20 protein-coding genes are annotated in these 20,779 nt (G+C 59.7%); 7 read left to right on the plus strand and 13 right to left on the minus strand.

The window, feature by feature from the left end; all coding sequences use genetic code 11:
• Positions 1 to 2 precede the first annotated feature (2 nt).
• The 3 genes from pstA to CLR77_RS06825 all read left to right on the plus strand — a co-directional run bounded on the left by pstA (position 3) and on the right by CLR77_RS06825 (position 4,601).
• Complete coding sequence (pstA, locus tag CLR77_RS06815; RefSeq protein ID WP_097459877.1) at positions 3 to 893, plus strand: phosphate ABC transporter permease PstA; 891 nt, start codon at positions 3 to 5, stop codon at positions 891 to 893.
• 457 nt (positions 894 to 1,350) lie between these two features.
• The gene (locus CLR77_RS06820; RefSeq protein WP_097459878.1) at positions 1,351 to 3,021 is read left to right on the plus strand and encodes a long-chain fatty acid--CoA ligase; all 1,671 of its coding nucleotides are present in this window, start codon (positions 1,351 to 1,353) and stop codon (positions 3,019 to 3,021) included.
• 176 nt (positions 3,022 to 3,197) lie between these two features.
• The gene (locus tag CLR77_RS06825; RefSeq protein WP_097459879.1) at positions 3,198 to 4,601 is read left to right on the plus strand and encodes a porin; all 1,404 of its coding nucleotides are present in this window, start codon (positions 3,198 to 3,200) and stop codon (positions 4,599 to 4,601) included.
• 181 nt (positions 4,602 to 4,782) lie between these two features.
• On the opposite strand, the gene CLR77_RS06830 is transcribed toward CLR77_RS06825, so the two are convergent.
• The 4 genes from CLR77_RS06830 to CLR77_RS06845 form a co-directional block, all read right to left on the minus strand.
• Positions 4,783 to 5,610, minus strand: a complete 828-nt coding sequence (locus tag CLR77_RS06830) for an IclR family transcriptional regulator (protein ID WP_097459880.1) — start codon at positions 5,608 to 5,610, stop codon at positions 4,783 to 4,785.
• Positions 5,611 to 5,822: 212 nt separating this feature from the next.
• Positions 5,823 to 7,037, minus strand: a complete 1,215-nt coding sequence (locus CLR77_RS06835; RefSeq protein ID WP_097459881.1) for a CaiB/BaiF CoA transferase family protein — start codon at positions 7,035 to 7,037, stop codon at positions 5,823 to 5,825.
• A 16-nt stretch (positions 7,038 to 7,053) separates the two neighbouring features.
• Complete coding sequence (locus CLR77_RS06840) at positions 7,054 to 7,845, minus strand: peptidoglycan-binding protein (RefSeq protein ID WP_097459882.1); 792 nt, start codon at positions 7,843 to 7,845, stop codon at positions 7,054 to 7,056.
• A complete protein-coding gene (locus CLR77_RS06845) occupies positions 7,842 to 8,366 on the minus strand; it encodes a hypothetical protein (protein WP_097459883.1) in 525 nt (174 codons plus the stop codon). Before CLR77_RS06845 ends, CLR77_RS06840 begins: the two co-directional genes overlap by 4 nt.
• 238 nt (positions 8,367 to 8,604) lie before the next feature.
• On the opposite strand from CLR77_RS06845, the gene CLR77_RS06850 reads away from it, so the two are divergent.
• The gene (locus CLR77_RS06850; RefSeq protein WP_097459884.1) at positions 8,605 to 10,365 is read left to right on the plus strand and encodes a thiamine pyrophosphate-binding protein; all 1,761 of its coding nucleotides are present in this window, start codon (positions 8,605 to 8,607) and stop codon (positions 10,363 to 10,365) included.
• A 40-nt stretch (positions 10,366 to 10,405) separates the two neighbouring features.
• Here the strand turns inward: CLR77_RS06850 and CLR77_RS06855 are convergent, their stop codons facing one another.
• Together CLR77_RS06855 and CLR77_RS06860 are read right to left on the minus strand one after the other, a co-directional pair.
• Positions 10,406 to 11,575 (minus strand): acyl-CoA dehydrogenase, encoded by a 1,170-nt coding sequence (locus CLR77_RS06855; RefSeq protein WP_097459885.1) that lies wholly within the window; start codon positions 11,573 to 11,575, stop codon positions 10,406 to 10,408.
• A gap of 42 nt (positions 11,576 to 11,617) precedes the next feature.
• Entirely contained in the window at positions 11,618 to 12,820 is a 1,203-nt protein-coding gene (locus CLR77_RS06860; RefSeq protein WP_097459886.1) for a 3-oxoadipyl-CoA thiolase, read from the minus strand.
• A gap of 191 nt (positions 12,821 to 13,011) precedes the next feature.
• On the opposite strand from CLR77_RS06860, the gene CLR77_RS06865 reads away from it, so the two are divergent.
• The 3 genes from CLR77_RS06865 (at position 13,012) to CLR77_RS06875 (ending at position 16,643) form a co-directional block, all read left to right on the plus strand.
• On the plus strand, positions 13,012 to 13,848 hold the full coding sequence (locus tag CLR77_RS06865; RefSeq protein ID WP_097459887.1) for an IclR family transcriptional regulator: 837 nt from the start codon (positions 13,012 to 13,014) through the stop codon (positions 13,846 to 13,848).
• A 66-nt stretch (positions 13,849 to 13,914) separates the two neighbouring features.
• On the plus strand, positions 13,915 to 15,066 hold the full coding sequence (locus CLR77_RS06870; RefSeq protein WP_097459888.1) for an acyl-CoA dehydrogenase family protein: 1,152 nt from the start codon (positions 13,915 to 13,917) through the stop codon (positions 15,064 to 15,066).
• A gap of 2 nt (positions 15,067 to 15,068) precedes the next feature.
• Positions 15,069 to 16,643: a class I adenylate-forming enzyme family protein gene (locus tag CLR77_RS06875; RefSeq protein ID WP_097459889.1), complete on the plus strand. Its 1,575-nt coding sequence runs from the start codon at positions 15,069 to 15,071 to the stop codon at positions 16,641 to 16,643.
• Positions 16,644 to 16,913: 270 nt separating this feature from the next.
• Here the strand turns inward: CLR77_RS06875 and CLR77_RS06880 are convergent, their stop codons facing one another.
• The 7 genes from CLR77_RS06880 to CLR77_RS06910 all read right to left on the minus strand — a co-directional run bounded on the left by CLR77_RS06880 (position 16,914) and on the right by CLR77_RS06910 (position 20,686).
• Positions 16,914 to 17,603, minus strand: a complete 690-nt coding sequence (locus CLR77_RS06880; RefSeq protein WP_097459890.1) for an aspartate/glutamate racemase family protein — start codon at positions 17,601 to 17,603, stop codon at positions 16,914 to 16,916.
• 62 nt (positions 17,604 to 17,665) lie between these two features.
• The gene (locus tag CLR77_RS06885; RefSeq protein ID WP_097459891.1) at positions 17,666 to 18,100 is read right to left on the minus strand and encodes a GFA family protein; all 435 of its coding nucleotides are present in this window, start codon (positions 18,098 to 18,100) and stop codon (positions 17,666 to 17,668) included.
• 34 nt (positions 18,101 to 18,134) lie between these two features.
• Positions 18,135 to 18,389: a DUF2164 domain-containing protein gene (locus CLR77_RS06890; RefSeq protein ID WP_097459892.1), complete on the minus strand. Its 255-nt coding sequence runs from the start codon at positions 18,387 to 18,389 to the stop codon at positions 18,135 to 18,137.
• Positions 18,390 to 18,410: 21 nt separating this feature from the next.
• The gene (locus CLR77_RS06895) at positions 18,411 to 18,803 is read right to left on the minus strand and encodes a DNA-binding protein (RefSeq protein WP_097459893.1); all 393 of its coding nucleotides are present in this window, start codon (positions 18,801 to 18,803) and stop codon (positions 18,411 to 18,413) included.
• Positions 18,804 to 18,863: 60 nt separating this feature from the next.
• Positions 18,864 to 19,517 carry a DUF4303 domain-containing protein gene (locus CLR77_RS06900; RefSeq protein ID WP_097459894.1) on the minus strand — a complete coding sequence of 218 codons (654 nt, stop codon included), beginning with the start codon at positions 19,515 to 19,517 and terminating at the stop codon, positions 18,864 to 18,866.
• Between the two features lie 339 nt (positions 19,518 to 19,856).
• Complete coding sequence (locus CLR77_RS06905) at positions 19,857 to 20,348, minus strand: hypothetical protein (RefSeq protein ID WP_097459895.1); 492 nt, start codon at positions 20,346 to 20,348, stop codon at positions 19,857 to 19,859.
• Positions 20,345 to 20,686 (minus strand): hypothetical protein, encoded by a 342-nt coding sequence (locus CLR77_RS06910; protein ID WP_097459896.1) that lies wholly within the window; start codon positions 20,684 to 20,686, stop codon positions 20,345 to 20,347. The genes CLR77_RS06905 and CLR77_RS06910 overlap by 4 nt, the downstream gene beginning before the upstream one ends.
• Positions 20,687 to 20,779: the final 93 nt, after the last annotated feature.

Here is a 20,779-nt window from a genome sequence, read left to right on the forward strand (position 1 = left end):
CCATGAGTTACGTGTCCAGCGAACCGGGGATTACCCCGGTTTTCCGTCCCAACAGCGCCGCTTACCGTTGGCGTTTGCTGGCGAGCACGATCGGCTGGAGTCTGATGGCCCTGATGTTTGGGCTGCTGGCGATGACGCTGGTGGCCATCATCGCTTTCGTGATCATTCGCGGTGGCGCCAATATCAGTTGGGCGACATTCACCCAGACCACCCAGAGCTATCACGGCCTGATCAACGCCATTGAAGGGTCTGTCCTGGTCACGTTTGGCGCCTTGCTGATTGCGGCTCCGGTCGGCATCGTCACCGGTATTTTCCTGTCCGAATACCAGTATCTGAAGACAGCACGGCTGTTCAGTTTCCTCTGCGATGTCCTGATCGGCGTGCCCTCGATTGTGTTGGGGATGTTCGGCTATATCGCCATGGTGAACTACCTGGGGTGGCAGTTTTCCCTGCTGGCCGGGTGCATCACGCTGGCAGCGATGATCGTTCCCTACATCGCGCGTACCAGCGAAATGGCGTTATTGCAGGTGCCCGGCAATATCCGGGAGGCGGCCTACGCACTGGGCGCCGGTGACCGCACGGTGATATTCCGTGTCGTGCTGGTCAGCTGCGTTCCGCAGATCCTCAACGGCGTGCTTTATGCGGCGGCGATCTCGATGGGGGAGACTGCACCACTGATCTATACCGCCGGTTGGTCCAACTACAGTTGGAACGGACACTTCTTTCACGAACCGGTTGGCTACCTGACCTACGTAATCTGGAGTTTCATCAGCGAACCCTCCGCCGCGGCCCATCAGCTGGCTTACGTGGCAGCATTTCTGACCACCCTGATTGCGTTGTTGATAAACCTCTTCGCGCGCAGCACCCTGCGCCGGAAAAACGCCCCTCACTGACACCTTGCTTCCTGTGGGGCTGCCGAGGCCCCTTCCGTCTGGGCCGGCCCGGGTTGACTTGATCTGAATGAGGAATTGGGTTGTCAGAACGCCCGTTGTCGTCCATTTTAAAACGGAAGTCCATTCCGTCTGCCGGAATTGCAGTCTCTCCGGCCACGAAGTGATCCTCGTCATCGTGAAGGCTGGTATACAGCCTGTTCCGCATAGTAAAACTAAATTCCAGTTAAATTGACGCTCTGTTAATTCCATGCCAGATTGAGCCCAGTGTCGAACCGGCAAGACCTGTAGGTCGCTGGTTCCGGTCGGGGCGACCCGTACCTTCGACGGTACAGGCAATGTGTGGAGCCGGGTCATCGTTCCATGTCCGATCGCATAGAATCCCGGGGCCCCTTGGGCCTCTCCTCGACATAACAACAACAGCCCAGGTCATGCGAAGGGCTTATGAGGAGGAACACCGATGTTCGATCGCCACAAGAAGGTTTGGCCCGGTACGGCGCCGCATCATCTGACCCTGCCGGAGACCAGTCTTTCCTTCAACCTGGAGGTCTCCGCAACGCGTTATCCGCACAAGAACGCCATTATCTTCTACGACAGCACCCTGACCTACGGGCAGCTCAAGCAGCAGGTGGACACCCTGGCCGGTTTTCTGGCCAAAGACCTGGGCGTCGCCAAGGGCGACCGGGTGCTGCTGTATATGCAGAACAGCCCGCAGTGGATAATCGCCTACTACGCGATCCTCCGCGCCAATGCAGTGGTCATCCCCGTCAACCCGATGAACCTGACGGAAGAACTCAAGCATTACGCCAATGACACCGAGGCGACCGTCGCACTCTGTGGTCAGGAGCTGTATCCCAACCTTGAACCTCTGCTGGATTCAGGCCTGGTTACGCGGGCGGTGGTGGCGGCCTACTCGGATTACCTGACCCGGGAAACCGACCTCAACCTGCCAGAGGCGGTTTCGGCCCCACGGCAGGAAATGAGCCGTGACGGCGTCCTGCTCTGGTCCCAGGTGATGGATGCCGGGCGGACGCCGCCGGTGCTGTCGGTCGGCCCCGAGGATCTTTGCGTCTTCCCATATACCTCCGGCACCACCGGCGCCCCCAAGGGGTGCATGCATACCCATCGCAGCGTCATGGCTACGGTGGTGGGCGCGGTGTCCTGGACGCCGGCCACAGCTGACTCGGTCACCCTGGCCACGCTGCCGTTTTTTCATGTCACCGGTATGCAGGTGTCGATGAATGCGCCCATCTATGTCGGTGCCACCATCGTGCTGATGACGCGCTGGGACCGTTACACCGCCGGCGAACTGATCCAGCGCTACGGCGTCACCGAATGGCGCAACATCGTCACCATGGTCATCGACTTCCTGTCCGATCCCAAGGCCCGGGACTATGACCTTTCCACCTTGAGAGCCATCGGTGGCGGCGGTGCGGCAATGCCCCAGGCGATAGAGGCGCGGTTGTTCGAGATGACCGGCCTTCACTATATCGAGGGTTACGGCCTGTCCGAGACCATTGCCGCCACCCATATCAATCCGCCGGACAATCCAAAGGCCCAGTGCCTGGGGATTCCGGTGTTCGATGTGGATTGCCGGATCATCGATGTGGCCTCGGGACAGGAGCTGGGTGTCGGTGAAACCGGCGAAATCGTGACCCATGGCCCGCAGGTCTTCAAGGGCTACTGGAATCGTCCCGATGCGACCCGGGAGGCCTTCATCGAGATCGACGGCAAGTCCTTCTTCCGCACCGGCGATCTCGGCTATTACGACGAAGAGGGTTACTTCTTCCTGGTCGACCGCGTCAAACGCATGATCAACGCTTCGGGCTACAAGGTGTGGCCGGCCGAAGTCGAGTCGATGATGTACAAGCATCCGGCCATTCAGGAGGCCTGCGTGATCTCGACCCCGGACCCTCGCCGGGGTGAGACGGTCAAGGCTGTGGTCGTGCTACGTGCCGATGCGGGCAATGACATTACCGAAGAGTCTGTCGTGGCCTGGTGCCACGAAAACATGGCGGCCTACAAGGCCCCGCGAGTTGTCGAATTCCGTGACAGCCTGCCGCGTTCGGGAACCGGCAAGCTGATGTGGCGTCTTCTTCAGGAGGAGGAAAAACAGAAAGCCGGGAACTGATTCCCGCCCTTGCATCCTTTGACAAGCATCTCGGCCGCGGTCGGCGCAGCGGGGCGGTTACGACAGCCGCCGCCCCCATTCATGAGACCTGCCGACGCGGCGGTGACTGACTCATCCAATAAGGATGGGGCGCAGCCAGTGCGCACTTCAAAACAACGACAATAGAGGACATCAAGATGCAGAGAAAATACCTGGCCACGGCTTTGGCCGGTCTGCTCGTGGCTCCCGCAGGGGCTATGGCCGCGGGAGATGGTCAAAGTGTCATGAGCGAACTGAATATCAAGGTCCACGCTCACCTTCACGGATCGGTGGATTACTCGGACACCGGTGGTGCCAGTGTCCCCAACGATATCAGCTACGGCGAAGCGGCAGGCACGCCTTCGCGCGCGCTGAACATGTCCAACAACAACTCCAATATCGGCTTCACCGGCGAGCATCTGGTGCCGGGTGCCTTTATGGCGATATTCCAGGTCGAGCTGGCCCTTCCGGGTAGTCAGACCGGCGTCAACAACAGCTACGGACGGGGGAATCACGTCAGCAAGAACGTGGGTCTGCACGATACCTACTTCGGTATCGCCAACCCGCTGGGTGTCCTGCTGTTCCAGCCTTCTTTCGAGAACCAGGGCGCCTTCCTGTCGCGACCCTTTAACATGTTCAAGGACACCGTCGGCGACTTCAATTCGATCATCGACACGGCCAACTTCCCCAATGGCGGTCCCAGTGGCGAGCCGGCCATCAGCTTTGCAGGGCAGGCGAACTATGCCATGTCGTACACGTCGCCGAAGTGGAACGGAGTCGACAGTGTGATTTCCTACACCGAAGATGCCAACGGCGGGGATTTCGGTACCTATAACACTTACGGTGTGGGGTATATTGCCGGTTCGGGCGAGTCCTACGGCTATCCCAACGCCAACCAGCACAACAATGCCTGGTCCTGGGGTATCCGTTACGACAAAACCTTCAACGATACCAGCGCCATCAAAGGGCTGGTCAACTACAGCCAGATCAACGTCCAGGGCAATACCACCGGCATCGAGAAGTATATCTCGGCACTCAGCAAGTCCGTGCCCGTCAGTTATGATTCGGCAGAGTCGGTCGGTCAGTTGCCACCCAGCGACAAGATGCGCCTGAAGGCTCTGGAATTGGCTGCCAGCTACGAGTACATCCCATCGGGCACCACGGCGATTGCGGTGTGGGAGCGGTCAAACGGACTCTACACCCGGAATGCCTACAGCCTGGGCTTCAGCCAGGCCGTGCCGGGTAACAACGACCTGATGGCGAGTTGGATTCACGCGGGTGACTTGAGCTCTCCGATGTCCAATTGCGCGATCAACGCTACCTATTCGCAAATCAACTGCTCCGGCGGCAAGGTCGAAGATTCCGGTGCCAACGAATATGTTGTGGGCATGAAGCACCACTTCGACAAGCAGGTGTCGATGTATCTTGTCTATGCGTATACGCGTAATGGCAAGAACGGGCTCTATGGCCTGGGTGGTCCGAACCATGGCCAGAGCATCTACCCGACCAAGGCCGGCGACGATCCCAAGTCGCTGTCGATGGGCATGATCTGGGACTTCTAGTGTCCTATTGATTCTGCGGACGCACGACGGGGCTTACCGGGGGGATAGGTCCCGTCGGAGTTTGGATGTGTTAAGTGTTCTTCAGGCAGCCGGATTAAGGGTGCCGGCACTTTCGTGGAAGGTGCTTCAGGGCGCTAGCCTGATACCGGAGACGGTGTTGGGCAGCGCCTTTTTTGTGGGCTCAGGACGCCTGTTCCAGCCGTCGCCCATTCAGCTGTTCTTCCACCTTGCGCACCATGGCGACCAGCTTTGGTCCCAGCTTTTTCTCCACCGTCTTACGGCTCAGGCGCAACGCGGCACCGCCGCAGTTGAAGGCCAGGATCTGGCTGCCGCCATCGAGGACCAGGGGAACGCCGACACCGCTGATATGGCTGTTCCATTCGGCGATCGACATACAGAATCCGGTTTCACGATACTGTTTGACGGCATCCTTGATCTGGTGCCGGATCTCGTTGAAATCGTCCGGGTAGGCGGTACGGAACTGTTCCAGATACTGATCGCGGCGGTCTTCGGGCAGGGCCGCGAGATAGGCGCGTCCCATGGCGCTCGTGGCCATGGGTATCCGTGAGCCGATCTCCAGGCGAAGCACCAGCGGGCCCGCTCCCTGACAGGTTTCGATATAGGTCATCTGCAGGCGGTCGGGGGTGCCCAGGGCCACCAGACAGTCGGTCGCATCGGCCAGTTCCTGCATGGCGCCGCGTGCAATCTCCCGCACGCCCATATTGGCCAGGTAGCGATAACCCAGTGCCAGGACCCCGGCGCCGAGCTGGTACTTCTCCAGCCGTTCCGAGTAACGCAGGTAGCCGAGTTCGATCAGGGTATGTGTGAGACGTGAAACGGTGGGGCGGGGGATGCCCGTTCTTTCGGACAGTTCGGCATTGCCAAGGAAATCGTCGCCCGGCCCGAAGGCCCGCAGCAACTCCAGACCACGCGCCAGCGCGGTAACGAAATTACGATCCTTGGCTGCCAACGCCTCCGGATCGCCCTGGACTTTCTTTGCCCTGACCATTTTCCCCCACCCCCGGCTTCATTGAGCCGGATTCTGCGCCGCCTGCCTGACGTGCTGTCACGACAATCACCTGTGCCCAGCAGCTGGACACATAGGGGTGAGGAAGACAGCGCGCAAGCAATTATAAGTATGGTTTATGACCTGCTATAGCTACAGGTAATAATAACAGTGATACGAGGGGCTCGCCACGGGATGAGGGTGATGGCAGGCCTTCAACGAATCACGCCACGCTCACGCAAGGCCGCCATTTCGTCAGATGTGTAGCCGAGCAGCTCACCGAGCACCTCGTCGGTATGCTGGCCCAGCAGCGGGGGAGGCGTATCCGCATTCTGGGGTTGTCCGTCATAGCGGACGGGGTTGCCGACGAGATTGAGGTCGGCAGTTTGGGGGTGATCCTGATGGAGGCGCATGCCGCGATGTCGTACCTGCGGGTCATCGAAGACGGCGTCGAGTTTGTTGATCGGGCCACAGGGTACGGAGGCTTTTTCCAGTCCATCGAGCCAGGCCTGTGACGTGCGCGATTGCATCAGCGGTTCGAGGATGGCCAGCAGGGCGTCACGGTGGGTGACGCGCTCGCGATTGGTGGCGAAACGGGGATCGTCTGCCAGCGCTTCCTGTCCGGCGACCCGGCAGAACTGGCGGAACTGACTGTCGTTGCCGACGGCGAGAATGACGTGGCCGTCCTCGGTGGCGAAAGCCTGGTAGGGCACGATGTTGGGATGGGCATTGCCCATCCGTCCCGGCGGCTGGCCCGATACCAGATAGTTGAGTGCCTGATTCGCCAGCACGCCCACCTGCACATCGAGTAGGGCGAGATCGATATGGGTGCCCTCGCCGCTACGCTCCCGCTGGAACAGTGCGCCGAGTATCGCCGTACCGGCATACATCCCGGTGAAGAGATCGGTCACCGCGACACCCACTTTCATGGGGCCGCCGCCGGGCTGGTCGTCCGGCAGGCCGGTCAGGCTCATCAGGCCGCCCATCCCCTGGATCATGAAATCGTAGCCTGCCCGGTGTGCGTAGGGGCCGTCCTGGCCGAAGCCGGTAATCGAGCAGTAGATGAGGCCGGGGTTGATCGCTTTCAGGCTCGCATAGTCGAGCCCGTAAGCCTTAAGGCCGCCAACCTTGAAGTTCTCCAGCACCACATCGCACTGCTTCGCCAGCGCCTGCACGATGGCCTGCCCCTCGGGCTTAGCGATGTCCACGGCAACAGACTGCTTGCCCCGGTTCGCACTCAGAAAATAAGCGGCTTCCCCCTCACCCTCCAGCCAGGGCGGACCCCAATGCCGGGTGTCGTCGCCCCGAACCGGATGCTCAACCTTGATCACCTCAGCACCGAGGTCGGCCAGATGCTGACTACACCAGGGGCCGGCGAGAATACGGGACAGGTCGAGAATGCGAATGCCGGTGAGGGGTTTGGAGTTCATGTTTTCCTCAAATGTCTTAGCTCAGGGCTGAGATAGTAGGAGCTAAGGTGGTGGTGACGCCAGTCGCTGTCATTGGAAGTCGTATAAAGGTGCGAATGATACTGCTGGGGCGCTTTTTTCTGGCGACCTTGACGCCCTCGCGACTCCCAGCGTCGTTGGTGTTCCCTTCGATGGTCGTGATCAGGCTGCTTTCTCCGGATTCGACAATACCGATATGTGAAAAGGTAAAGACGACGATATCACCTTTGATGGGTTTAAAAACCTGACTGGAAGGGGTGAATATCAGGCATTTCTGGTGCTTCGCCCAAACGTGAAGAAAACGGCTGACAGAGGCTTCACGGGGCGGAACCAGTGATGCGTAATAGGGCGTCTGTTTGCATAGCTGCTGCACGCATAGTGAAACGAAAGCGGCACACCAGGGGTAACCGTCAGTATGTCCATCGATGACCAGGTTGTCGGCCTGAAAGATCTTCAGCATCCTTGCGCTTTTCCCTGCGCGATTGTTGCCGGTCTCCGAGACACCGATGAAGGTGGCGGCGATATCGGCGAGCCTGAATTGAGGTAACACCTCCGTGCTTTGGGAAGCCTTCGCATGCTCAAGTGCCTCCCAGGTCCTGGCGCCGACGATGCCATCGGGTGTCGTGCCGGATTCGGCCTGAAATCGTTTGATCGCGGCTAGTGTGCGCTTGCCGAAATCGCCATCAGGTGCCAGGTGTGGTGACGGTTCCAAAAGGCGATTGAGCGCATTCTGGAGCAATGCGACCGGTTGGCCCTTGGCGCCAAAACGTAAGGTTTGTCTGTAGGTCATTGCGAAGTTCCTTTTCGATGATCGTTCCTTGGCGCAGTGGGGTGATACAGGACCCATAGGTCGCCGGGAATCCCTTCTACACCGCTGTGGGTTTCCAAGACCAGCAGCCCGCCCCGCACCAACATGCCTTTGAGCGATGTCCCGTCGAGTAAATCACCCTGTCGACACACTGCTTCGTAGGTGCGTTTGGCGGCGGCCATCCCGGCTTCCTGATAGGTGCGCTGCACGCGTAACGAACGGCCGTCCCGCTCGATCGAGAGGGTCAGCGTGGCTCCTCCCATTTCTGCTTGATAGTGTTTGCCGGTAAAGGCGGAGGCGGCAGGAAAATCGGACCGTTGCTGGATGTCGGTGCCGACCAGTACCTGCCGTGGAAGGTGCTTGAACGCGGCGGTATCAACGATGCAGCGGGTTTGATCTGAATCGGCTGCCGAACTGCCTTTGAGGGTTTGGGCATTGGCGTCGCAGCCTGATAGGAGTGCCAGCGACAGGCAAAAACTCGCGACAAGATGACGAGAATACAAGGTTGTCTCCCTACATGTGTTTATCCCTGGAGCGAAGATTCTACAGGAATTCCGGAGTAGACCAAGGTGCCCGGCATCGGGGCAGCTCTGCCGGTCCGACTGCGATCGTGCGGGATCCTGACTGATATCAAACTAATGAAAGGTTCCTTGCCTTACTTGATCCAGACGGGTTGTCCCCAGGTAAATCCAGCGCCCATAGTGAGTTTTCTTCGACTCGCCCGGTGAAAGGAGAATCGTCATGGGGGACGTCAAATCCGGCGGCCAGATCATCGCCGAACATCTGCACGCCGCAGGCATCTCGCATCTGTTCACCTTATGTGGTGGGCATATCTCGCCGATTCTGGTTGAGGCCAGGCGCTTGGGCTTGTGTGTTGTCGATGTGCGGCATGAGGCGTCGGCGGTCTTTGCGGCGGATGCGATGGCGCGGCTTACCGGTCGGCCGGGTGTGGCGGCGGTGACGGCGGGGCCGGGGGTGACCAATACCATCACGGCGGTGAAGAATGCCCAGATGGCCCAGTCGCCGGTGATCATTATCGGTGGTGCTACGCCGACGGTGCTCAAGAACCGGGGGTCGCTGCAGGATATCGACCAGCAGTCGCTGATGGCGTCGCTGGTCAAGTGGCAGACGTCGGTTGGTACGTTGGCACAGCTCGACGAGGCGATGAAATATGCGCTGCGTGTGGCGGTGGAAGGGGTGCCCGGGCCGGTCTTTATCGAGGCGCCGATTGACCTGCTGTACCCGCGTCACCTGGTCCACGATCTCTACGCCGACCAGGCCGGACTGAAAAAGCTGAAAGGACCGGTGGGCAACCTGTTGCGTGGCGCTCTGGACCTGTATCTGTGGCGGCAGGAGCGGCAGCCCAGCCTGCCCCTGCATGTGGATATGCACCGGCTGACGCGTCCGGCGGCGGAGTGGCATGCGGCGCGTCAGATGCACAAGGTGGTGGATCGTCTGCGGAAGGCGCGCCGTCCGGCCCTGGTGCTGGGCTCGCAGGTACTGGTCAACCGGACCATGGCCCAGGCCTGGGAGATCGCCCGGGCGGTGGAGCGGCTGGGGATGCCGGTGTGGACGGGGGGCATGTCCCGCGGCCTGCTCGGTGCCGACCACGAGTTGCTGTTCCGTCATCATCGCGGCAAGGCGCTGGCAGAAGCGGATCTGGTGATCGTCTGTGGTTTCCCGATGGATTTTCGCCTGAAATACGGCCGCGGTTTCGGTAAGAAGGCGACCCTGGTGTCGGTGAATCTATCGCTGCACGATCTGTTGTTGAACCGCAAACCCACGGTGCCGGTACTTGATCATCCCGGCGATTTCCTGTGTGCGCTGGCGGACCGGGTGGCGACACCTCCGGACTGTGAGGACTGGCTGTCGCATCTGCGCCAGAATGAAGTGGCTCGGGAGGCGGAGATCGACTCTCAGGCGGCAGTTTCGGGCGAGGGTGTGAATCCGCTGATGTTCTTCAGGACGCTGGACCCGCGCCTCGGGCCGGACGACATCCTGGTGGTGGATGGTGGCGATTTTGTGGCGACCAGCGCCTATACCCTGCGTCCCCGTGGCCCGCTTGCCTGGCTCGATCCCGGCGTATACGGCACTTTGGGAGTGGGCGGCGGTTTTGCCGTGGGAGCGGCCTCGGCACGTCCGGGCAGTCGGGTCTGGCTGATTTATGGTGACGGGTCCAGTGCCTACAGCCTGGCCGAATTCGATACCTGTCGCCGGCTGGGTCTGACGCCTATCGCTATCGTCGGCTGTGATGCCCGCTGGAACCAGATTGCCCGGGAGCAGGTGGAGATGCTGGGCGATAGTGTGGGCACCGATCTGCGCCATACCCACTACCAGCGGGTGGCGGAAGGCTATGGCGGTCATGGAATCCTGGTGACGCGTAACGAGGAGGTACCGGCGGCGCTGGACGAGGCGTGTCGGGTTGCGGATCAGGGGACGGCCGTCTGCATCAACCTGCATTTGGCCGTGAGCGATTTTCGTAAGGGCAGTATTTCCATGTAACGGGCTGGCGGCTGAGTCGCCGCCGGCCCCGGTCCTGACGTCAGGCCATGAAGGCCTGAATCCCGGTCTGGGCACGGCCCAGGATCAGTGCATGGATATCGTGGGTCCCTTCGTAGGTATTCACGGCTTCCAGATTCATGACGTGGCGGATGACGTGGTATTCGTCCGAGATCCCGTTGCCGCCGTGCATATCGCGGGCCGTGCGGGCGATGTCCAGCGCCTTGCCGCAATTGTTGCGCTTGAGCAGGGAAACCATTTCCGGCGCCCAGTCGCCGGAATCCATCAGGCGGCCCAGTTGCAGTACGGACTGCAGGCCCAGGGTGATCTCGGTCTGCATATCGGCCAGCTTCTTCTGGATCAGCTGGTTGGCGGCCAGCGGACGGCCGAACTGCTTGCGATCCAGCGTATAGCGGCGCGCGGCGTGCCAGCAGAATTCGGCGGCGCCCAAGGCGCCCCAGGCAATGCCGAAGCGGGCCTTGTTGAGACAACTGAAGGGGCCCTTCAGGCCTGTGACGTCGAGATGGTTTTCCTCGGGGACAAAGACGTCACTCATCATGATCTGACCGGTGATCGAGGAGCGCAGGGCGAACTTGCCTTCGATCTTCGGTGTCTCCAGCCCAGCCATGCCACGTTCGACAACGAAGCCATTGATCTGGCCGTCGAGCTTGGCCCAGATCACCAGGACGTCGGCGATCGGGCTGTTGGTAATCCAGGTCTTGGCGCCGTTGAGACGGAAGCCGCCGTCGACACGTTCGGCGCGGGTCAGCATGCTGCCGGGGTCGGAGCCGTGATCCGGCTCCGTCAGGCCAAAGCAGCCAACCCACTCGCCACTGGCCAGCTTGGGCAGGTATTTGCGGCGTACCGTCTCGGAACCGAAGGTATAGATCGGGTGCATGACGAGAGAGGACTGCACGCTCATGGCCGAGCGGTAGCTGGAATCCACCCGCTCCACTTCGCGGGCGATCAGTCCGTAGCTGACATGATTCACGCCGGGGCCGCCATACTCCTCCGGAATGGTCGGCCCGAGCAGGCCGAGTTCGCCCATCTCATTCATGATCTCCCGGTGGAAGATCTCGTGGCGGTTGGCTTCCAGCACACGGGTCATCAGTTTTTGCTGGCAGTAGTCATGTGCCGCATCGCGCACCATGCGCTCTTCTTCGGTGAGCTGGTGTTCCAGCAACAGGGGATCTTCCCAGGTAAAGGGTTTCATGCGATGTCCTCGTGCTCAGCAAACGTTAAATAGACCCTAGGATCAAACACGCTCGATGACGGCGGCGATACCCTGGCCGACACCGATACAGAGACTAACCAGTGCGTAGCGCCCACCGCTACGCTCCAATTGTCGTAGGGCGGTGAGTGTCAGGCGTGCGCCCGATGCGCCCAATGGATGACCGACGGCAATGGCCCCGCCATTCGGGTTCAGGCGCGGGTCGTCGCCGTCGATGCCCAGTTGCCTGGCGCATCCTAGCACCTGGGCGGCGAACGCTTCGTTGATCTCGATGACATCCATGGCACTTAGTGCGAGGTTGGCGCGGGCCAGGGCTTTGCGGCAGGCAGCGACCGGCCCCAGCCCCATCACCCTCGGCGGCACCCCTGCCACGGCGGCAGACAGAATACGTGCCCGCGGTCGCACTCCGGCCTGTTCGCCGACGGTGCGGGAGCCGATCACCAGTGCTGCGGCGCCGTCATTGATTCCCGAGGCGTTACCTGCCGTGACCACGCCACCCTCGAACAGGCTGGGCAGGCGGGCCAGTTTGTCGGCGCTGGTTCCCGGCCGGGGATGCTCGTCGGCGCTCACCATCAGGGGCGGTTGCTTGCGTCCCTGTGGGACCTCGATGGGAAGCAGTTCGCCCATGAAGAAGCCTTCGGCGCGGGCGGCTTCATAGCGGGCCTGGGAGTTCTCGGCGTAGCGGTCTGCGGCGTCGCGGCTGATGTCCAGATCGCGGGCCACGTTGTCCGCCGTTTCCGGCATCGTGTCCGCCCCGTATTGTGCCTGGATGGCCGGGTTGGGAAAGCGGGCACCGATGGTACTGTCAAAGGCGGTGAACTGGCGGCTGTAGGGATTCTCGCTCTTGGCGATCACGAAGGGCGCGCGACTCATGCTCTCCACGCCGCCAGCCAGGATCAGGTCGCCTTCACCGCAGGTGACGGCGCGTGCGGCATCGATGACAGCGGCCAGTCCGCTGCCGCAGAGCCGGTTCACGGTCAGACCGGCGGTTTCCACCGGCAGCCCGGCCAGGAGTCCGGCATGGCGGGCCACATTGCGAGCATCCTCTCCCGCCTGATTGGTGCAGCCGGCGATCACGTCTTCATAGCGCGCAGCCTCGAAGCCGTTTCGCTCGACCAGTGCTTTCAGGACATAGCTCAGCAGGTTATCCGGTCGCACCGGTGCCAGGGCGCCGGCATGGCGACCGAACGGCGTGCGCAGGCCGTCGTAGATGTAAGCGTCAAGCATGGAAGCCTCCGCATCGTTAAAGTGGCGATTGTTTCGCTGTGCAAAACATGGTTTCGCAAACTTGACAGACAGCATAGGCCGTGACAGAGTCCAATGCAACCGTTCGCTCGGTGTGCCGGATTGAGGCTGGCAGCGGCTTTGAGCGCTTTGTCGGCCGGCGGCGACACTCGTTGTTTTCACAGGACCTGATCATGGGTAAAGACCCTATCAATGCATTTTCGGATTTGGGACTGGACTTGGCCGTCGACCCCGAAACCGGCGATAAGGATCGTAAATTCGTTACGGCGCTGGCGCGGGGCCTGGAGGTCTTGCGGGCCTTCAAACCGGGCGAAGGCTTTCTCGGCAATCAGGAAATCGCCCGCCGTACCGGCCTGCCAAAACCGACGGTGACCCGTCTGACCTATACGCTGACACGGCTCGGCTACCTGTCGTACTCGCAACGGCTGGAGCGTTACTCGCTGGGTACCGGCGTCCTGGCCCTGGGCTACGCGACCCTGTCGAATTTCGGCGTTCGCCAGATCGCCCGGCCGCTGATGCAGGAACTGGCGGATACGGTCGACGCCTCAGTCTCCCTGGGCATGCGCGAACGTCTCAACATGATTTATCTGGAACATGCGCGCGGCAACAGCGCCCTGACCCTGCGCCTGGATGTGGGGTCGCGGATTCCCGTCGGTACGACGGCCATGGGGCGGGCTTTCCTCGCCGCATTGCCGGAAGCGGAGCGTAACTATTTGATGGACCACATCAAGCGCCATGCGGCTGAACGCTGGCCGACGGTGCGTCGTGGGATCGAGCGGTCGTTGCGGTATTACGAGCAGCACGGCTATGTCAAAACCGTCGGTACCTGGGAGCGTGACGTCAACGCCGTCGGCGTGGCGCTGGTGCAGCCGGAAAACGGCGAAATCTATGCCTTCAACTGTGGCGGGCCGTCGTTTTCGTTGCCTGAGGAGCGGCTCGATGCCGATCTGGGGCCACGCCTGAAGAACCTTGCGCACAACGTACAGGCTGGGCTCAGCCACCTGGGTTGAAGCAACAGGAACGGCTGGCCGCACAATGTGCCCGGAAAACAATAATCGGCCCTAGGTGGATCGAACGTGATTAGAGACGAAGAAACCCTCAACCAGCTCCTCGATACTCTCCGCCGTTTCGTGCGCGAGCGCCTCGTGCCGAGCGAGCAGCACGTCGCCGAGGAAGACCGTATCCCGGACGATATCCTGCAGGAAATGAAGGCGATGGGACTGTTCGGCCTGTCCATTCCGGAGGCCTACGGCGGCCTGGGGCTGACTATGGAGGAAGAGGCGCTGGTGGCCATGGAGATCGGGCGTACCTCGCCGGCTTTCCGCTCCATTTTCGGCACCAACAACGGCATCGGCTCCCAGGGCATCCTGATCGACGGCACCGAGGCGCAGAAGCAGAAGTACATTCCCCGCCTGGCCACCGGCGAGCTGATCAGTTCCTTTTGCCTGACTGAGCCGGATGTGGGGTCGGACGCCGGCTCCCTGCGGACCACGGCGATCCGAGATGGCGATCACTACGTGCTCAATGGCACCAAGCGCTACATCACCAACGGGCCGGAAGCGGGCCTGTTTACGGTGATGGCGCGTACCGATCCTGACAACAAAGGGGCTGGCGGTATCTCTGCCTTTATTGTGGAAGGGGATACCCCCGGCCTGATTCGCGGCAAGCCTGATCACAAAATGGGGCAGAAAGGCGCCCACACCTGCGACATCATCTTCGACAACTGCCGCGTGCCCGCCGAGAACATCATCGGTGGCCGGGAAGGGGTGGGTTTCAAGACGGCCATGAAGGTTTTGGACCGCGGTCGCCTGCATATCTCCGCTGTCTGTGTCGGCGTCGCCGAACGGCTTCTGGCCGATGCCCTGCACTTTGCCATGGAGCGCGTGCAGTTCGGCAAGCCGGTGGCCGAGCATCAATTGATCCAGGCACTATTGGCCGATAGCAAAGCCGAAAGTTACGCCGGTCGCTGCATGGTGTTGGACGCCGCGCGCCAGAAGGATGAGGGGGTTAACGTCAGTACCCTGGCCTCCTGCACCAAGCTGTTCTGTTCGGAAATGGTCGGCCGTGTCGCTGACCGGGCGGTGCAGATCCACGGCGGTGCGGGCTATATGGCGGAATACGCGGTGGAGCGCTTCTACCGCGACGTGCGCCTGTTCCGGATTTACGAAGGCACCAGCCAGATCCAGCAACTGGTCATTGCCCGCAACATGATTCGAGAGGCGCAATAGATATGCGTGCGCCTGACGAAAAGATCCAGGGACGCTGGGCCAGCGAGCTCGAGGCGGAGCTGCCCACGCGGATACACCACGCTGTCTGGGAGTGGGTCGAGAAGCGTCCCGACGCCGTCGCACTGATCGACCACAAGGTCCATTGGCGATACGGCGATCTGGTTGCGGTGATCGACGGCACGCAGCGCTGGCTCGTCGAGCAGGGCCTGCGTCCCGGCGACCGGCTGATGGTCGTCAGCGAAAATGGCCGGGCGCTGGTGGCGTTGCTGCTGGCGGCCAGCCGGATGGATGTGTGGGTGGCGGTGATCAATGCCCGTCTGGCGCCCAATGAAATCGATGCGATTCGCGATAACTGTCAGCCCCGCCGGATCCTCTATACGGTGGAAGTTTCCGAGGACGCCGCACGGCACGCGGAGCGCCATGGTGCGGCATCGGTGCCGGCCGGTGATCTGGGCGAGCTGGCGGTTGGCCCGCTGAATGCGGTGGACCCGCTGCCGGTCGAGGCGGACGGAAACCAGGTGGCCGCCATGATCTACACCTCGGGCACCACCGGTCAGCCCAAGGGCGTGATGCTGACGCATCGCGGTATCCTGTTCATCTCCCGTGTCTCCGGCGGCATGAGATTGCTGGCGCCGGGTCGCAATGTCTATGGTGTCCTGCCCACGTCCCATGTCTTCGGCCTGTCATCAGTGGCGATTGGCGCCCTGGCCAACGGCGCCTGTCTGCACACGGTACCGCGTTTCGATCCGGTGGATCTGGTCGACGCGCTGGCCCACCGGGAGATTGGTGTCGTTCAGGGTGTCCCCGCGATGTATGCGCGCACCCTGGAATACCTGGCGCGGGAGGGCGTGACGCTGGAGGCGCCGTCGCTGGTTTACCTGTCTGCCGGCGGCGCACCGCTCGACCTGGACCTCAAGCGCCGGGTGGAAAGTGTATTCGGTACCACGCTGCATAATGGCTATGGGTTGACCGAAGCCAGCCCGACCGTCAGCCAGACCCGGATCGGCGAGATCAATGAAACAGTCACCGTGGGAAAGGTCCTGCCGGGCCTTGAGTACCGCCTGATCCTGCCCATGAGCCGCCAGGAGGTCCTGCGCGGTGAAGTCGGCGAACTCTGGTTGCGCGGCCCCAATATCATGAAAGGTTATTTCCGGAACGAAGCGGCGACCCGGGCCGTTCTCGACGACGAGGGATGGCTGAATACCGGCGATATGGGACGGGTCGATGTAGAGGGCAACCTGTATATCGTCGGGCGCTCCAAGGAATTGATTATCCGCTCCGGCTTCAACGTCTATCCGCCCGATGTGGAGGCTGTGCTCAACGAACATCCCCTGGTGACACTGTCCGCCGTGGTCGGCCGCCCGGTGGCAGGCAACGAGGAGGTGGTCGCCTACGTACAGCCCGTGCCCGGCGCCGCGTTGACCGAGCAGGAGCTGGCGGAATTCGCGGCACAGCGGTTGTCCGCCTACAAACGGCCATCGGAAATCATTTTCATGGATAACCTGCCGGCGACCGCCACCGGCAAGATTCTGAAAGGGCATTTGCGCGACCTCGCGCGGCAGTCTGCGGACTCTTAGGTCCGCAGCCGGAAAATCCCGGATTGCGGGCACGTCCTGCACCTGGTCGGGCGGCAGGCAATGGGGCTTCGATACCGATTCCAACTTCGGTCCCTTGCCCGGATCGGTGGACGAGCCCTTGGGCGAGCATCCTGCTCGAACTCGATCCCGGCAAGGACGGCGTGCCGCTGACGACCCAATCGATGACCGTCGGCGGGAAAGCTGATGATGGGGCCTGATACCACCATGTTGGCAAGCAACCCGGCCGACAGCCGCATAGGGTGTTGCTGGTTACGCCGTCGCTCTCCTCAGTGCCGCACGTGCCAGAAGACAGTTGGAGTCGAGCGTCGGCAACGGCGAATTCGCGTCATTGATGATGAGGGGGATTTCGGTGCAGGCCAAGGCCACGGCATCGCAGCCCCGGTTTTTAAGGCCGTCAATGACGGTCTGGAAATACGCAATGCTGTCCGGCTTGAAGTGTCCGTAGACCAGTTCGTCCATGATGATCCGGCCGATTTCATCGACTTCATGTGCCAGTGGCCGTTCGAATCCTAATCCATGACGATGAAGGGCCACGGGATACACCTCGCTACGCACAAGCCAGCTCGTGCCGGTGAGCCCGACTTTGGTGTAGCCACGGTCCTGGGCTTCCTGGGACAGGACGTCAGCGATGTGCAGCCAGGGGCGCGGCGAGCGAGAGGCTACCCAGTCGAAAGCCTGGTGAATCGTATTATCGGGGCAAATCAGAAAGTCCGCCCCGGCATCCGCCAGGATATGGGCAGAACGCAGCATCAGCTTTCCGACACCCTCGATATCGCCATTTTCCAGGCACCGCACGTAGTCGGATAAAGAGGATGTATGCAGGGTGACTTCAGGGTGCGCATGGGGGCCCATGATTTCAGGGCCCTCGGTGCAGATCGTTTTGTAGCACAGGGCCGCTCCTTCAGCAGAGCAGCCGACGATTCCGATGTGAAGCGACATGGATGCCTCCGTTAAAGCGATGGTGGAGGGTTACCAAGAGAATCCACCCAGTATCGCTTTGTTCAGCCAGCGGTTTTCTGCAATGCCTGATTGAGCGCATCGAGACTGTCGGGCCCGGCGCCGAACCTGAGACAGGTCGCGGCATCCTTCTCCCAGGTAGCCGATGAATCGACATGGAGATGGACGGTAATCTCCGACGTGAATTTGCCGTCGAGCAATCCGGCCGGAACCCAAACGAGATCTGAATGGCCCAGCGGGTTGGGCACGGGGCTACCGCAAGTCGAGCAAAAGTCACTCCGGTAGCCGGTGGGTTTCTGAAAGGAGGTGATGCTGTCCTGACCGGACAGCCACCGAAAATCCGCCTGCCGAACAAAGGTCGCCGCGTTGGCGGCAGCGCCCGTCACCTTGCGGCACAGCGAGCAGTGGCATTGATAGATATTCGGCAATTCACCGTTGATGTCAAAGTTAACGGCTCCGCAGAGACACTCGCCTTTCATTGATTAGCCCTGTGTTTGAACCTGGCTCTTGGATTTATTTACGTATGGATACGGGCTTTTCCAACTGGAGCAGCAGGTCTGAAATTTCCGCGACCTTCCCATGGATGGCGGCTTCCGCATCATAGAGCCCGCGATTATAGAAAAAGGCCCCCATCTCCGCCGAGAAAAAATCGATGAGGAACTCCGCATCGAAACCGCCGATCTCCTGATTCAGCTCTTCCCGGAAATAGAGCTGAACTTTCCGGACCATCAGGTCCTTTTCTTCTTTGGTGAACGTGATCTTGTCCATGCTGTTTGCCATATCCCTCAATCACTCATGGCTGGAACGCTCGATGAACTTTGGATCATGCACGACGATCTGCGGTTTCCCGCGATAGAGGCTGATCAGGCCTCTGACGCAGATGGATGATCCCCCGAGCGATTCCGGCGGGTAGGCGAATTTACTGCGATCTCTACCCCAAATAACCGCTGTAAAAACCTGGCGCGGATAGGGCTGCCCCAGATTCAGGAAGGTCGGCGCTCCCCGGGATCGGGAGGCAAATTTGGCACTTGCGACGATCCCACAAACCCTGGCCTGCTCGCCGACATGACTCGCGGCTTCCGAAGGCTTGATCGAGATAATGCCATAGGCCAGCGCCGGGGTGCCCGGGAACAGCAAAAGCAGCGAGGCAAGCAGTATTGTTATGCTCGTTCTTCGTACCATGGGTGCCTCCGGTTGATCCTGGCTCTAAAACCGCAAAAAGCGCCGATGCTGCCTCTTTCATTAATCCGTGCCAGGAGGGCGTGTGCCTTCCATTTGGCGGTATACGGACTCCATAACCTCAGACGCCTTCTCATAGTCTCCGGCAAGTCGGTCACAGAGGCTGGCAGGATTCAGGCGAAGCGCTCGCTCCAGGCGTTCTTCATTGCTCTGGTCGCCGTTGAGAAAGTTAAGCGTGATCTGCAGGCGATTGAGGTCTTTGCCAAACACACCTTTCTGGTCAAGCAATTGGAGCGTTTCGATGCAGGCGTCGACCAATAGGTCATGCAAAACGTAGGATTCAGACCAGTCGTCCTCCTCCTCGTCGTATAGGTCCTCCATAAGGTCGGACAAAGGGCGAAGCGCCTGATCCGTCCGCGGCATTGATTCCTCATAGGTGCCATGGTGGGGTGAATCGCAGGGGGACCACTTCAGAAGGCATTCGAGATCCGGGATAGACTTTTCCCGGAAGAAGTCATTTTTTGTGTATCCCTCCGCAGCCTGCCGCAGTCCCGCGTATGTACTCACCGTGGGCGATAGGTAACACCAGTCATCACCGCTATTGTAGAGCGCAATCGAGTAGATCCGCTCATGCCCCAGATCTTCCATGATTTGCGGGAAGACCACAGACGCTTCCTCAAAAAGTGCTTGCTTGAATTCCTTAAGATCAAATTCCATTTTGCTATCTCACTGTATAGGAGAACCGGGACGATCCCATTTTAATCTGATGATGAAAACGGACACCCAAAGTGTAGTGGTTCAATGATTTCTTCTGGCATTTATTTCTGGTTAAGCGAGCGAGCCTGTAGAAAGACCAGTGCAAGGCCGGCCCTGAAGCGTCTTAGGGAAAGTTGCACTGTGATCCAAGAACTAAGGCTCGCGATAGCCACATCTGAGGTAATTTTATGCAGGGTGTCGATGTTTCAATTCGAGCTTTTGTAGGCGTAACGCCCAGCTCAGCGGGCAATTGAAGCGTAGCGTAAATTGATCCGCTGCAGCTGATTGTTATACGCGGACTTACTCATCTATCCCTTCGTTTTTACGCCGCTCTTCAATTTCATGTTCTATGCGCTCCTTCTGAAGCTCCATTAATGCCGATGGCAGCTTGAAGGATAGGAAAGATGAAATGGCAGCGAAAAACATATATATGTACTCAAGCACGACTTGAGTGGCCGGAAATTTATTTTTAGCGACTATTGATGCAAAGATCAAAAATAAAGTAATCAAATAACCTTTGAAAAGCCATTTATGGCGAATCAAACGATTGTAAGTCAAATCACTTCCCAGTCTTGCAACCTGCCAACTCCCCGACGGTAGGGATTTAGGGTCGCCAACCAGAGTAATAACTGCTACCAAAAAGCCCGCTAGGATTGAAAAGACGGTGACAATGACATTTATAGCATCTTGATTTCCGTGTACCAATGGCTGCCCAAAGTGTGAAGCAAGGATGCTCCATAGAACCACACAGACGCCGTATTTGACTTTATCCTTGTCAATATCTGCAATCATTGGTTAAACACACCATCCGCATTGAGGCGCTCATAATATTCTTTCAATTTTGTCCAGGCCGATTCTCTGCTCAAAGATTTCCCTAGAGTTTTTACACGAAATGAGTCAGATACTCTTATCTCCTCTGAAGTAATTCTATTATTTGCTCCAGTAATAATTACAAACCCGGTTTCATCATCTTTCTCGAACTCAGAAATGACTTGTTCTGCGGTCTTTTCAAGTCGCTTTCTTCCAACCTCGCCAAAGTGAGGCTCTTTTGAATGTCTTCTGGCCTCCATGCCATCAAATTTTAATGAAATCTTGAGATTGAGATGAATCGCCACCAATTCTCTAGACACTTCCCAGCCGTTCCTGATGACGCCGCTCATACTCTACTGGCGATAACTGCTCATTAGAACCATGGCGGCGTCGGTTGTTATAGAACATCTCGA

The sequence above is a fragment of the Mangrovitalea sediminis genome (genome assembly GCF_002514725.1).
Lineage (GTDB): Bacteria > Pseudomonadota > Gammaproteobacteria > Pseudomonadales > Oleiphilaceae > Mangrovitalea > Mangrovitalea sediminis.